Origin of the sequence: Luteimonas endophytica (genome assembly GCF_029887875.1) — a bacterium.
Lineage (GTDB): Bacteria > Pseudomonadota > Gammaproteobacteria > Xanthomonadales > Xanthomonadaceae > Luteimonas > Luteimonas endophytica.
The window spans coordinates 201,744-214,878 of the sequence record NZ_JARXRM010000025.1 but is presented as its reverse complement, the minus strand read 5'-3'; the positions used below and the strand labels follow the sequence as shown (position 1 = coordinate 214,878).

Annotated in this window: 9 protein-coding genes; 6 read left to right on the top strand and 3 right to left on the bottom strand. The window is 71.5% G+C overall.

The window, feature by feature from the left end:
• Positions 1-40: 40 nt before the first annotated feature.
• The gene (locus QFW77_RS06675; RefSeq protein ID WP_280573643.1) at positions 41-1,447 is read right to left on the bottom strand and encodes a DNA recombination protein RmuC; all 1,407 of its coding nucleotides are present in this window, start codon (positions 1,445-1,447) and stop codon (positions 41-43) included.
• 185 nt (positions 1,448-1,632) lie between these two features.
• Positions 1,633-4,506, bottom strand: coding sequence for a TonB-dependent receptor (locus tag QFW77_RS06670; RefSeq protein ID WP_280573642.1), 2,874 nt, complete (start codon positions 4,504-4,506; stop codon positions 1,633-1,635).
• A gap of 132 nt (positions 4,507-4,638) precedes the next feature.
• Between QFW77_RS06670 and agaR the strand changes: the two genes are divergently transcribed.
• Complete coding sequence (agaR, locus tag QFW77_RS06665) at positions 4,639-5,415, top strand: transcriptional repressor AgaR (RefSeq protein WP_280573640.1); 777 nt, start codon at positions 4,639-4,641, stop codon at positions 5,413-5,415.
• A 4-nt stretch (positions 5,416-5,419) separates the two neighbouring features.
• On the opposite strand, the gene QFW77_RS06660 is transcribed toward agaR, so the two are convergent.
• Positions 5,420-6,550, bottom strand: a complete 1,131-nt coding sequence (locus tag QFW77_RS06660; RefSeq protein WP_280573639.1) for an amidohydrolase family protein — start codon at positions 6,548-6,550, stop codon at positions 5,420-5,422.
• A gap of 111 nt (positions 6,551-6,661) precedes the next feature.
• Here QFW77_RS06660 and QFW77_RS06655 point away from each other — a divergent pair, with 111 nt between their 5' ends.
• Genes QFW77_RS06655 through QFW77_RS06635 form a run of 5 tightly spaced genes read left to right on the top strand, consistent with a single transcriptional unit; the run spans position 6,662 to position 13,104 of the window.
• Entirely contained in the window at positions 6,662-8,758 is a 2,097-nt protein-coding gene (locus QFW77_RS06655) for a glycoside hydrolase family 36 protein (protein ID WP_280573637.1), read from the top strand.
• On the top strand, positions 8,755-9,672 hold the full coding sequence (locus QFW77_RS06650; RefSeq protein ID WP_280573636.1) for an EamA family transporter: 918 nt from the start codon (positions 8,755-8,757) through the stop codon (positions 9,670-9,672). Before QFW77_RS06655 ends, QFW77_RS06650 begins: the two co-directional genes overlap by 4 nt.
• A 15-nt stretch (positions 9,673-9,687) precedes the next feature.
• On the top strand, positions 9,688-10,977 hold the full coding sequence (locus QFW77_RS06645) for a D-tagatose-bisphosphate aldolase, class II, non-catalytic subunit (RefSeq protein ID WP_280573635.1): 1,290 nt from the start codon (positions 9,688-9,690) through the stop codon (positions 10,975-10,977).
• Entirely contained in the window at positions 10,964-12,139 is a 1,176-nt protein-coding gene (locus tag QFW77_RS06640) for an SIS domain-containing protein (RefSeq protein WP_280573634.1), read from the top strand. Before QFW77_RS06645 ends, QFW77_RS06640 begins: the two co-directional genes overlap by 14 nt.
• Positions 12,136-13,104, top strand: a complete 969-nt coding sequence (locus QFW77_RS06635; RefSeq protein WP_280573631.1) for an N-acetylglucosamine kinase — start codon at positions 12,136-12,138, stop codon at positions 13,102-13,104. The genes QFW77_RS06640 and QFW77_RS06635 overlap by 4 nt, the downstream gene beginning before the upstream one ends.
• Positions 13,105-13,135 lie beyond the last annotated feature (31 nt).

Below are 13,135 nucleotides of genomic sequence, written 5' to 3'. Positions count from 1 at the left end.
TAGGAGCGGCCGGGCATAGCGCCGGCAGGACGGCGGACGCTCATTCCTCGCTGTCGGCGCCGCCCGGGGCCGGCGCGGCGTCCTCGCCGTCGCCGGTGCCCAGCAGCGCCTGCGCTTCGGCACCGGGCAGCGACTCGACGGTCTTGAGCTTGCGCTCGATCTGGCGGGTGCGCACCCCGGCGCTCTTGAGGCTGCGCTGCACCGTGTCGAGCTGGCCGTGCGCCTTCTCCAGCACGGTGGCGAACTTGCCGAACTCGCTCTTCACCGCGCCCAGTACCTGCCAGACCTCGCTCGAACGCTTCTCGATGGCGAGGGTGCGAAAGCCCATCTGCAGGCTGTTGAGCAGCGCGGTGAAGGTGGTCGGGCCGGCCAGTACCACGCGGTGTTCGCGCTGCAGCAGATCGACCAGCCCGGGGCGGCGGATGGTCTCCGCGTACAGGCCCTCGGTAGGCAGGAACATCACCGCGAAATCGGTGGTGTGCGGCGGCACCACGTACTTCTCGCAGATCGACTTGGCCTGTACCCGGATCGCGCGCTCCAGTTGCACCGCGTTGACCCGCACCGCTTCGGCGTCTCCCTTCTCCTGGGCGTCGAGCAGGCGCTCGTAGTCCTCGCGCGGGAACTTGGAATCGATCGGCAGCCACACCGGCGTATCGTCGTCGCCGCGCCCCGGCAGGCAGATCGCGAAATCCACCGTCTCGCCGCTGCCCGGCCGCACCCGCACGCCGCGGGCGTACTGCTCCTGGGTGAGGGTCTGCTCGAGGATGTTCTCCAGCTGCACCTCGCCCCAGCCGCCGCGGTCCTTGACGTTGCTCAGCACCCGCTTGAGGTCGCCGACGCCGGTCGCCAGCTGCTGCATCTCGCCCAGGCCGCGCTGGACCTGCTCCAGGCGCTCGGACACCAGCTTGAAGGAGGCGCCCAGGCGCGTCTCCAGCGTGGTCTGCAGCTTCTCGTCGACGGTGGCGCGCATCTGCTCGAGCTTGGCGGCGTTGTCGGCCTGCAGCGCCTTGAGCTGCTGTTCGAGGGTGGCGCGCATCTCGCCGATGCGCTGCTCGTTGCGCTGGGTGAGCTCGGTCAGGCGCTGGCCGAGTCCGTCGCCGAACCGCTGCTGCAGCTCGGCCGCCTCCTGCCGCGCCTTGCGCGCGTCCTCGATCAGCGCCTCGCGCAGCAGGTCGAGGCGCTGGTCGGTGCGGTTGCTCAGTTCGTCCAGGCGCTGGTCGGTGCGCGTGGCCCCGCCCTGCAGCTGCGCGCCGAAGGCGTCGATGCGCTGGGCCTGCGCGGCCGACAGGCTGTCGAGCTGCTGGCGCAGTTCGACCCGGCCCTCGCGCAGTTCCTCGCGCAGGGCGCGCTCGAGCGGGCCGTGGTCGGCCCGGCGGAAAAAGAGCGCCAGCTGCAATGCGATGACCGCCAGCAGCAGGCCGCCGAGGATGAGCAGACCGGGTTCCATCCGCGCAGTGTAGCCAAGCGCGTCGCAGATGCTGCTACACCGCGCGGCCCCGGCGCCGCCGATGCGCGGCCGGAGCACCGGCTGGTTCCCCGCAGGAGCGGCCCATGGCCGCGTTTCCCGTATCGGCGGCCGCGGCCGCGAAGGCCCGCGTGGCGGAGCGGCGGCCGGGCCGCTTGCCGTCCGGGCTAGAACCGGTAGCTCAGGCCCAGCGTGACCGAGCGGCCGTAGCGGTAGTAGCCCTGCGACAGCAGCGGGTTGCCGTTGATGCTGTAGGTCTGCTCGTCGTCGAGCAGGTTGCTGCCCTCCAGCGAGGCGCTGAAGCGGTCGTTGAATTCGTAGGAGACATGCGCGGTCAGCCAGGTCAACGCCTCGGCCTGCTCGTTGTAGCCCACGCCGAGCACGTTGATCGCGGTGACGAAGCCGTCGGTATGGTCGGCGGTGGCCCCGAGCGACCACGGTCCCTGCTCGTACATCAGCCCCAGCGAGTACACCGACGGCGCGATGCCCTCCAGCGGCCGCTCCTGGTCGTCGACCCAGCTCTTGGACCAGTTGCGGGTGTACTGGGCGCGCACGCCGAAGCCGTTGTCCCAGAAGTGCTGCAGGCCCGCCTCGATGCCGCGCACCTTGGCGTAGTCGCCGTTGATCGGGCGCTGCACGTTGAACAGGGTCGGGCCGGTGGTGACCGGGTTGCCGTCGGTATCGACGATCGGCCCGACGCCGATGTCCTGGCCCGGCTCCCAGCTGGTGGTGATCTGGTTCTCGATGCGCTTGTAGAACACCGCCACGTTGGCGATCGAGTTCTCGGCGAAGTACCACTCCAGCGAGGCGTCTGCCTGCCTGGCGGAGTACGGCTTGAGGTCGACGTTGCCTCCGTAGATCTGGGTGAACTCGCCCCAGGAGACGCTGGCGGTGGTGTTGGTCGGCGCGAGCATGTTCACCGGCGGGCGCGCCATGGTCTTGGCGGCGCCCAGGCGCAGCTGCAGTTCGTCGGTGAAGCGCCAGGTGAAGTTGCCCGAGGGCAGGTAGTAGGTGTACTCGCCGTCCTGGCGGATCTCGCCCGGCTCGTCGTAGGCCGCGGTGTAATTGAACGCGCCGTTCTCGACGATCCGCAGGATCTGCGCGTCCCAGGCCTGCGCGGTTGTGCTGGTCTTGACCATGCGTACGCCGGCGTCGGCGTTCCAGCGCTCGCCGGACATCTCGAGCTGCAGCCACAGGCTGTCGGTCTTTTCGGAGACGCGATAGCTTTCCAGCGGGTTCCAGGCCGGGGCGGCGTTGGCGAAGTCGTAGGGGCTGCCGTCGGCGCGCAGGTTGCCGTCGTAGGCGGCGAGCTGCTGCAGGTAGTTGGGCACGTCGAAGCCGAGGAACGAGCGCGGAAACACCGCGTGCACCCCGGTCATGAAGTTGGGCGGCGCGATCGACTCGCCGATCACCTCGCCGCCGAGCTGCGCGACGTTGATCGCGTTGGCGCCCGAGTAGTAGTCGGCGCCGGCGTTGAGGGTGTTGTTGATCAGCTCGCGCGACTTCTCGCGGTCGGTCCTGCCGACGCCGAACCGCAGCCGGTCCAGGAACGAGCGGCCGACGAAGAGGTCGCCGTCGATGGTGGCGCCGGTGATCTCGTCGACGATGTTGTCGCCGAGCAGCTCCATGTAGTGGGTGTTGAAGTCGGCGGCGCCGAACTGCGGCGCGCCGAACCCGTTCTCCAGCGAGCGCCCGTCGTCGAGGTCCACCCACACGTTCGGCACCGCGGCCCCGCCCAGCTCGACGCGCGCGCTGTTGGGCTGGTTCATGCGCAGCACCACGTAGGTGTCCTGGCCGCCGGAGTAGCGCTCGGAGGTCGAGCGGTAGACGTCGCCGGTCAGGGTCAGGTCGGCGGTGGCGTTCCACTGCGCGTTGACGCCGTACAGGTCGGTGTCGACCACCCGGTGTTCGGTGACGTTGAGCAGCTCGGGGTTGAGGCGCTGTTCCGGGTCGGGGTTGTCCATCGTGAAGCCGGTGACGATGCCGTCGCGGATCACGAAATCGGACCAGCGGCCGGGCGCGAACAGGGTGTAGTACGACTGTTGGTAGCCGACCTTGGGCGCGTCCAGGCGGGTGCTGAGCCCGTCGAACACGATCCGCAGTTCGTCGCTGGGCCGCCATTCGAGCTTGCCGGAGAGCGCGTGGCGCTTCTTCTCCTCCACGATCGAGCCGACCCGGAACTGGCCCGGGGCGATCAGGCCGTACTCGTCCTCGTCCAGCACGCCGTTGCCGTTGGGATCGATGTTGCCGCCCCAGGCGTTGCCCCACAGCCAGCTCTCGTCGGTGGGATCGGGGTTGCGGGTCCAGCCGCCGTCGTTGCCGGCGATGTCGGTGCGGTCCTTGCGCCTGCTGTAGACCGCGCCCAGCAGCACCCCGACGGTCCCGTCGGCGAAGGTGTTGCTGTAGGCGGCGGAGAACTTGCCGCCGTCGAGCTCGGACATCAGGTTGCGGTCGCCTTCCAGGCGGACGATGCCGTGCTGGCCGGTGCGGTCGAAGGGGCTGGCCGAGCGCAGGTTGACCAGGCCGCCCACCGCGCCCTCGGTGTTCGCGGCCTGCGCGCCCTTGATCACGTCGGCGCCGCTGATCACGTCCGCCGGCAGCACGTCGAAGGCGAAATCGCGGCCGGCGCCGTCGGTGGCGAGGATGCGGCCGTTGAAGGTGGTCAGGGTGTACTCCGGGCCCAGCCCGCGCACGCTGACCGTCTGCCCTTCGCCGCCGGCGGTGCGGCTGATCGCCACGCCGGTGATGTGACTGAGCGAGTCGGCGACGTTGTCGTCCGGGAACTTGCCCAGTTCCAGCGCGCTGATCGAGTCCTGCACGGTGCCGGCATCGCGCTTGAGTTCGATCGCCCGGGCCTGGCTGGCCCGCACCCCGGTCACCACCACCGCGTCCAGCGTCTCGGTCGCCGCGCGCGCGTCCGCCGCGTCCTCGGCCGAGGGCTCCTGGGGCGGGGCGCCGGCAGGCTGCTGCGCGAACGCAGTTCCGCTGACCAGCAGGGCGAGCGCGATTCCACGGTAGAGCGGGTGAGGTGCGGCGTTCACTGGGTTCTCCTGGGTGGCGCGACGGGTAACCTGCGATAAGCAACGAAATCGAGCGTATTACAGGTTTCGTTTTGCATCAATAGCGAAACACAACGAAATTTGGCATACTCCGGCGGTCCCGAGGACATCCCCATGGCAGCGACCCGCGACACCAGCCAACGCCGTCTCCAGATCAGCGAACTCGTGCGCCAGCAGGGCAGCGTCCAGGTCGACGCCCTGGCCCGGCGCTTCGGTGTGAGCATGCAGACGGTGCGCAAGGACCTGCGCTACCTGGCCGAGCGCGGGGTGATGACCCGGGCGTACGGCGGCGCGATCGACAGCGGCGTGGTCGGCGGCGCGGTCGAACCGCCCTACGAGGCCAAGCGCACCGTCAACCTGGACCAGAAGCGCCGCATCGGCCGGCGCGCGGCCACCCTGGTCAGGCCCGGCGACACCATCGCCATCGATTCGGGCACCACCTCGATCCAGCTGGCCGAGGCGCTGCCGGACATCGACGTCACCGTGGTGACCAACGACTTCGGCGTGCTCGGCGCGCTCACAGCCAAGCCCAACGTCAACATCGTCATGCTCGGCGGCGAGCTGCGGCGCAAGAACATGGCCTTCTACGGCGGGCTGACCGTCGAGGCCCTGGGCGCACTGCACGTGGACCGTCTGTTCCTGGGCGTGGACGGGTTCGATCTGGAGCGCGGCATCACCACCCACTACGAGCCCGAGGCGCTGCTCAACCGGAAGATGGTCGAAGCCGCGCGCGCCGTGGTGGCGATCACCGACAGCTCCAAGTTCGGCAGGGTCTGCCTGCACCGGATCATCCCGGTGAGCGCGATGGACACGCTGATCACCGACACCGGCGCGCCGGAGGAGATCGTCGAAGCCAGCCGGGAGCTCGGCTTCGAGCTGTTGCTGGCCTGACACCTCAGCCGCCCGCCGCGCCGGGCGGCGCCGCCGGCGCGAACACCCGCGCCGCGTTGGCGTAGTAGATCTTGTCCACCACCGCGCGCGGCAGCGCCAGCCCCGGCACGTCGGCGTCGATCGTCTCCACCCGCTGGCTTTGCGCGGTGGCCAGGTAGCGCCAGTCGGCGCGCCAGACCGCATGCGCCTGGCGCCTGAACGCCTCCGGGTCGGCGCCGGGGCCGAGCGTGAGATCGGTGCCGTAGAGCACCCGGTCCTGGTAGCGGATGAAGAAGTCCCGCACCCGCTCGCGGTCACGGACGGACTGGTATTGCACCTGGCTCATCCGCGCCGCCATGTCGACGGTGGCGCCGGGAAAGCGGTCCAGGAACGCCGCCAGGCGATCGACGTCGTACTCCAGGCTGCCCAGGTGCGCGCCGACGAAACGCAGCCGCGGGTGCGCGGCGACGAAGCGGTCGCGGGCGGCGATCTGGTCCTCGTAGCCCGGCTGTTCCGGGTGCAGGTACATGTGGTACTCGGGATGGTTGCGGAAGTACTCGCGATCGTTCTCGGTGGTCATCCGCTCCAGCGGCAGCCAGCAGTTGTGCGGCTCGCCCTGGTGGCCGATCAGCGCCACGCCCAGCGCGCGGATCCGTTCGGCGACCGGCGCCAGTCCGGGGTGGTCGAGCATGACCAGGCGCCCGCCGGCATCGCGCTCGACCATACCGACGTTCTTCCAGATCTTCACCGCGCGCGCGCCGCGGGCGACGTCGCGGGCCAGCGCGGCCGCGACCGCGTCGGCCCAGCCCGGCTCGCCGAACCCCTCCATCGCGAAGGTGGTCGCCCAGTGGAAGCGCGACGGCTCCGCCGCCGCCAGCGCGAGGGCGGCGGCACGCTGCGTCTCGAGGGTCGGGAAGTCGGGATAGTCGACGTTGATCGACATCAGCTCGAAGCCGTCGGCGCGCGCCTGTTCCAGGAACGCGGGGTCCGCGGTGTTGGCGTGGACGTGGGCGTCGTATTTCCGCACCCGCGGGAAATCGGCCATCGTGTAGGGCGCGGCCGCGGCACCGGCGCTGGCGGCGGGCGCGGTGGTCGTGCAGGCGGCGAGGCCGAGGGCCGCCGCTGCGGCGAGCAGCTGCTGCAGGATCCTGGGCACCGTGCTACCCCGCTCGATAACGAAACTTACTGAAACCATATCGCAACAAAACGCTTGCATCAACCGGCGCGGCTCGCGCAGAATCCGATCGACCTCGACCGGATGGCGACCATGGCACCGATTGAACGCCGCACCCTGTTGAAATTGATGGCCGGCAGCATGGTCGGCGCCGCCTCCTGGGCTGCGCTGGCGCCGGCGCGGGCCGCCCAGGGCGGCGGCAGGCTCGCCGACGCGCGCCTGGAGGACGGCGTCATTTCGATCGCCTTCGACCGGCAGCTGCGCACCCGGATCGGCACGCGCGGCCGGCGCCTGACCCCGTACCAGGACAGCGAGCGCCTGCTGCTGGCCGGCGACGCCGCCGAGGCGTTCGCGTTCACCGGCACCCGGCAGGTTGCGCTCGACGATGCGCGCCATGGCCCGGGCCGCCAGCTGCTGGTGAGCGGCCGCTCGACGCGCGGGATCGAGAAGCAGGTCGCGGTGTCGCTGTTCGACCGCGCCCCGGGGATGGCGGTGCTGCAGGTGCGCTACCGCAACCTGGGCGAGGCCGCGGTGGAGGTGGCCGGCTGGCGCAACGCCGCCCACGAACTGGCCGACGCCCCCGGCGGCTTCTGGAGCTACTCCGGCGCCACCCACACCGACCGCCGCGACTGGGTGCAGCCGGTCGGCGAGGGCTTCGAGCAGCGCAATACCCTGGGCATGGATTCCTCCGACTACGGCGGCGGCACGCCGGTGGCCAACCTCTGGCGGCGCGACGTGGGCCTGGCCGTCGGCCATGTCGAACCGGTGGTCCGGCTGCTGGACATGCCGGTGCGCAAGACCGCCGGCGGTGCCGCCATCGCGGTCGAATCGCGGGCACCGGCGGTGCTGGCGCCGGGCCGCACCCTGACGACCGACCGGGTGCTGTTGTGCGTCCACGCCGGCGACCACTTCGCGCCGCTGGCGCGGTACCGCGAATTCATGCGCGCCGAGGGCCTGGTCGCGCCGCTGGCGCCGGAGTCGGCGTTCGCGCCGGTCTGGTGCGCCTGGGGCTACGAGCGCGACTTCACCGTCGAGCAGGTGCTGGCGACGCTGCCCAAGGCGCGCGAACTGGGCTTCGAATGGGCGGTGCTGGACGACGGCTGGCAGACCAACGAGGGCGACTGGCGCATCGACCGGCGCAAGTTCCCGCGCGGCGACGAGGACATGCGCGCCTTCACCCGCGCGGTGCGCGCGCAGGGCATGCGCCCGCGCCTGTGGCTGGCGCCGCTGGCCGCCGACCCGGGCAGCGACGTGCTGCACGAGCACGTGGACATGCTGCTGCTGGACGAGTACGGCGCGTTCCAGACCGTGACCTGGTGGAACGCGCTGACCCAGTGCCCGGCCTACCAGCCGACCATCGACTACTACGTGGCGCTGGTGAAGAAGGCCATCGGCGACTGGGGCTTCGAGGGCCTCAAGCTCGACGGCCAGCACCTCAACGCGGTCGCGCCGTGCCACAACCCGGCGCACCGGCACGCCCACCCCAACGAATCGTTCGAGGGCCTGGCCGGCTTCTGGAACGCGATCCACGCCGCCGCGCGCGAGGCCAATCCCGAGGCGGTGGTCGAGCTGTGCCCGTGCGGGACCGCGTTCGCCTTCCACAACCTGCCGGCCACCGACCAGTTCCCGTCGTCGGATCCGCTGTCGTCGTGGCAGGTGCGCAGCAAGGGCAAGAGCATCAAGGCGCTGATCGGCGAGCGCAGCAGCTACGCCGGCGATCACGTCGAGCTGTCCGATGGCGGCGCCGATTTCGCCTCCAGCGTCGGCATCGGCGCGGTGATCTCGTCCAAGTTCACCTGGCCCCGGGATACCCAGACGCCCACCGCGCCGCTGCCGCCGGGCGGCTACGTGCTGACGCCGGAGAAGGAAGCGCTGTGGCGCAAGTGGGTCGAGCTGTACCGCCGCCATATGCTGCCCAAGGGCGACTACCTGGGGTCGCTGTACGACATCGGCTTCGACCGGCCGGAGGCGCACGCGATCGCCCGCGAAGGCGCCATGTACTACGCCTTCTACGCGGACGCCTGGCAGGGCAGGGTGGAGCTGCGCGGGCTCGGCGCCGGGCGCTATCGGGTCCGCAACCTGTTCGACGACACCGAGCTGGGCAGCGTGGATGCGGAGCGCAACACGCTCGAGGTCGCGTTCTCCGACTTCCTGCTGCTGCAGGCGGCGCCCGTGGCCGCGGCCGCATGAGCGCCGTCGCCATTGCCGGCGCGAGCCGGCGCCCGTGGCTGGTCTACGCCCTGACCACGGTGCTGCTGTGGGGGGTGTGGGGGGCGCTGTCGGGGCTGTCCGCCGAGCGCGGCTTCCCCGAGACCCTGGTCTACGGCGTGTGGGCGCTGACCATGATTCCCCCGGCGCTGTACATCCTGTGGCGCGGCGGGTGGGCGCTGGACCGCTCGCCGCGGGCGGTCGGCTTCGGCATGACCATCGGCCTGCTCGGCGCGGGCGGGCAGATGCTGCTGTTCCACACGCTGACCATCGGCCCGGCGTACTTCGTATTCCCGATCATCTCGCTGTCGCCGGTGGTCACCATCGCGCTGGCCTTCCTGCTGCTGCGCGAACGCACCGGCTGGCGTGGCGCGCTGGGGATCGCCCTGGCGCTGGTGGCGCTGCCGCTGCTGGACCTCTCGTTCGGCCGCGGCGCGGGCGGTGGGCTGGGCTGGTTCCTGCAGTCGCTGCTGATCATGGCGGCCTGGGGGGTGCAGGCCTATTTCATGCGCCTGGCGAACCACACGGTGCGCGCCGAGAGCATCTTCTTCTACATGATGCTGGGTGCGGTGCTGCTGGCGCCGGTGGCGCTGGCGATGACCGACTGGACGCAGCCGATCAACCTGGGCCTGGACGGCCCGTGGATGACCGCGGCGATCCAGCTCCTCAACGCCGTCGGCGCCCTCACCCTGGTGTACGCGTTCCGCCACGGCAAGGCGATCGTGGTCGCGCCGCTGACCAATGCCGGCGCACCGCTGGTCACCGCGGTGCTGGCGCTGCTGTTCGCCAGCGTGGTGCCGGGGCCGCTCAAGATGGTCGGCCTGGCCCTGGCCCTGGTCGCCTCGCTGCTGCTGGTGAGCGAGCCCGAGCGCGACAGCGCGACCGTCCCCTCCTGACCGGACCCGTCCCAGATGCAAGTGCTGCTCGACCTCGTTGCGCGCCATACCCAGGGTCACGCCACCGGCGTGACCTCGATCTGCTCGGCGCACCCCATCGTCATCGAGGCCGCGCTGCGCCATGCGCAGCGGGACGACCGGCCGTTGCTGCTGTTCGAGGCGACCTGCAACCAGGTCAACCAGGACGGCGGCTACACCGGCATGACCCCGGCCGGCTTCGTCGACTTCGTGCACGCGATCGCCGACCGGGTCGGCTTCGACCGCGCGCGGCTGGTGCTGGGCGGCGACCATCTCGGGCCCAACCCTTGGACCGGGCTGCCGGCCGAGGCGGCGATGGACAAGGCCGAGGCGATGGTCGCGGCGTACGTGGCGGCTGGCTTCCGCAAGATCCACCTGGACTGCTCGATGGCCTGCAGCGGCGATCCCGAACCGCTGCCCGAGGCCGAGATCGTGCGCCGCGCGGTGCGCCTGTGCCGGGCGGCGGAAACCGCCCATGCGCAGGCCGGCGGCGAGCCGCCGGTCTACGTCATCGGCACCGAGGTGCCGGTGCCCGGCGGCGCCACCGAGTCGATCGAAGGCCTGGCGCCGACCACGCCCGAAGCGGCGTTGGCCACGATCCAGGCGCACCGCGACGCGTTCGCCGCCGCCGGGCTGGATGGCGCGTGGCCGCGGGTGATCGCGTCGGTGGTGCAGCCCGGCGTCGAGTTCGATCATCACGAGGTGATCGATTACCGGCCCGCGGCCGCGGCGCCGCTCAGCCGCGCCATCGAGCGGGTGCCGGGGATGGTGTTCGAGGCGCATTCGACCGACTACCAGACCCGCGCGGCGCTCGCCGCGCTGGTGCGCGACCACTTCGCCATTCTCAAGGTCGGGCCGGGCCTGACGTTCGCGCTGCGCGAGGCGCTGTGGGGGCTGGACGCGATCGAGCGCGAATGGATCGACCCGCCACGGCAGGCGCGGCTGCGCGAGGTGGTGCGCGAGCGCATGCGCGCGCAACCGGACCACTGGCAGCGCTACTACCACGGCCAGGGCCGGGCGCTGGCGGTCGATCTGGACTACAGCCTCAGTGATCGCATGCGCTACTACTGGCCCGATCCGGCGATCGAACAGGCGCGCCAGCGGCTGTTCGACAACCTGCGCGCCGACCCCCCGCCGATCTCGCTGATCGGCCAGTACCTGCCCCACGCCCAGCGCGCGCTGCGCGGCGGACGCGCGGCCAACGACCCGCTCCGGCTGGCGATGGCCCATGTCGACGTGGTCCTGGACGACTACAACGATGCCTGTGAGCCCCATGAACCCCACTGAATCGCTCGGCATTCCCGAGCACGACCTGATCGCCGCCGGCGCCCTCTGGACCGCGCGCGAGATCGCGCAGCAGCCGCGCATGCTCGAACGCACCCACGCCCTGGTGGCGGCGCTCCACGCGCAGCTGCAGGCGTTCGTCGCGCCGGCGGCCGGGAACCCGAGCGCGCGGGTGATCCTCACCGGCGCCGGCACCTCGGCCTACATCGGCCAGTGCCTGGCGCCACTGCTGGACCGCAGCCTCGCCGCGCGCGTGGACGCGGTGCCGACCACCGACATCGTCAGCGCACCGGGCCTGTACCTCGACCCCGGCCAGCCGCTGCTGCTGGTGTCCTTCGGCCGCTCCGGCAACAGCCCGGAAAGCATCGCGGCGATGGAGCTGGCCGAGTCGCTGGTCGCCGACGTCCGCCACCTGGTGGTGACCTGCAACCCGGCCGGCGCGCTGTGCCGCGCCCCGGTCGCCACGGCGATGACCCTGCAGCTGCCGGAGGAGACCCACGACGCCAGCTTCGCCATGACCTCCAGCTTCAGCTGCATGATGTACGCCACGCTGGCGGCGCTGGGCGAGGCGGGGGCGATGGACGCGAGGATCGGGCCGATCGCCCGGGCGACACGGCGCGCGATGAGCGAGGCCCACGCCGTGCTCGGCGCGCTGGCCGGGGCCGGTTACGACCGCGTGGCCTACCTGGGCAGCGGCGTGCTGCAGGGACTGGCCCGCGAGGCGGCATTGAAGCTGGGCGAGCTCAGCAACGGCGCCGTGGCGACCTGCTTCGAGTCGCCGCTCGGGTTCCGCCACGGCCCCAAGACCTTCATCACCGCGCGGACCCTGGTGATTGTGTTCGTGTCGAACGACCCGCTCACCCGACGCTACGACCGCGACCTGATCGACGAATTGCGCCGGGACGGGTGCGCGGCGCGGGTCGTCGAAGTGACCGCCCAGCCGCGCGCCGCCGACGGCCCGCACGCCACCGCGCCGGACACCATCGCGGTCCCCGGCATGGCCGGCGCGGCCGACGTCGACCTGCTGTGGCCGTTCGTGGTGCTCGCGCAGCTCTATGCGTTCGAGGCCTCGCGCGCGCTCGGCCTGTCGCCGGACAACCCGAACGCGCAGGGCCTGGTCAACCGGGTGGTGCAGGGCGTCCGGCTGTACGCACCGGGCGCATGACCGGCGCGCGCTTCCTCGGCGTGGACGGCGGCGGAACGAAGACCCGTTTCGCGCTGATCGACGGCGAGGCCCGGCTGCTCGCCGAGGCGCGGCTGGGCACCACCTACCACCCGCATGCCGGGCTCGACGGCGTGCGCGAGATCCTCGCGTGCGGCGTGGAGCGGGTGCTCGCGCAGGCGGGCGCGCGGCCGGCCGAGGTGGCACATGCGTTCTTCGGCCTGCCCGCCCATGGCGAGGACAGCCGCATCACCCCGTTGCTGGATGCGATGCCCGCCGCGATCCTCGGCCACGAACGCTACGCCTGCGACAACGACATGGTCTGCGGATGGGCCGGTTCGCTCGGCTGCGCGGACGGCGTCAACATCGTCGCCGGCACCGGCTCGATCGGCTACGGGCAGCGACAGGGGCGCTCGGCCCGCGCCGGCGGCTGGGGCGAGGCCTTCTCCGACGAGGGTTCGGCCTACTGGATCGCCATCCAGGGCCTGAACGCGTTCTCGCGCATGAGCGACGGGCGGCTGGCGAAGGGCCCGCTGCACGCCATCTTCAGGGAGGCGCTGGGGCTCGGGCACGACCTGGACATCTGCGCGCACGTGTACGGCACCCGGAACTACGCCCGCGGCGAACTGGCCCAGCTCTCGCCGCTGGTGGCGCAGGCGGCGCAGGCCGGCGATCCGGCCGCGCTGGGCATCTACCGGCAGGCGGCGCAGGAACTGGCCGCGATCGCGGCCTCGCTGCGCACGGCATTGGAATTCGAGCCGCGCGAGAGCGTTCCGCTGTCGTATTCCGGCGGCGCCTTCGCCGCCGGCGAGCTGCTGCTGCAGCCGTTCGCCGCCGCCCTGCACGCGGCCAGTCCGGCGTTCGAACTGCGCCGGCCGCTGCACCAGCCGCACTACGGCGCGGCACTGTATGCGAGGAAGCTCGCGCACGACCGGCCACACGGGGCCGCTGCCGGGGCCGTCGGCTAGCGCCCGGTCTCCGGACGCGCGGCGCGGCGGC

Excerpts from the sequence above, each read along its gene's own strand:
- QFW77_RS06635 (WP_280573631.1), top strand. The coding sequence starts at position 12,136 with ATGACCGGCGCGCGCTTCCTCGGCGTGGACGGCGGCGGAACGAAGACC.
- QFW77_RS06645 (WP_280573635.1), top strand. The coding sequence starts at position 9,688 with ATGCAAGTGCTGCTCGACCTCGTTGCGCGCCATACCCAGGGTCACGCC.
- QFW77_RS06675 (WP_280573643.1), bottom strand. The coding sequence starts at position 1,447 with ATGGAACCCGGTCTGCTCATCCTCGGCGGCCTGCTGCTGGCGGTCATC.
- QFW77_RS06655 (WP_280573637.1), top strand. The coding sequence starts at position 6,662 with ATGGCACCGATTGAACGCCGCACCCTGTTGAAATTGATGGCCGGCAGC.
- QFW77_RS06650 (WP_280573636.1), top strand. The coding sequence starts at position 8,755 with ATGAGCGCCGTCGCCATTGCCGGCGCGAGCCGGCGCCCGTGGCTGGTC.
- QFW77_RS06640 (WP_280573634.1), top strand. The coding sequence starts at position 10,964 with ATGAACCCCACTGAATCGCTCGGCATTCCCGAGCACGACCTGATCGCC.
- agaR (WP_280573640.1), top strand. The coding sequence starts at position 4,639 with ATGGCAGCGACCCGCGACACCAGCCAACGCCGTCTCCAGATCAGCGAA.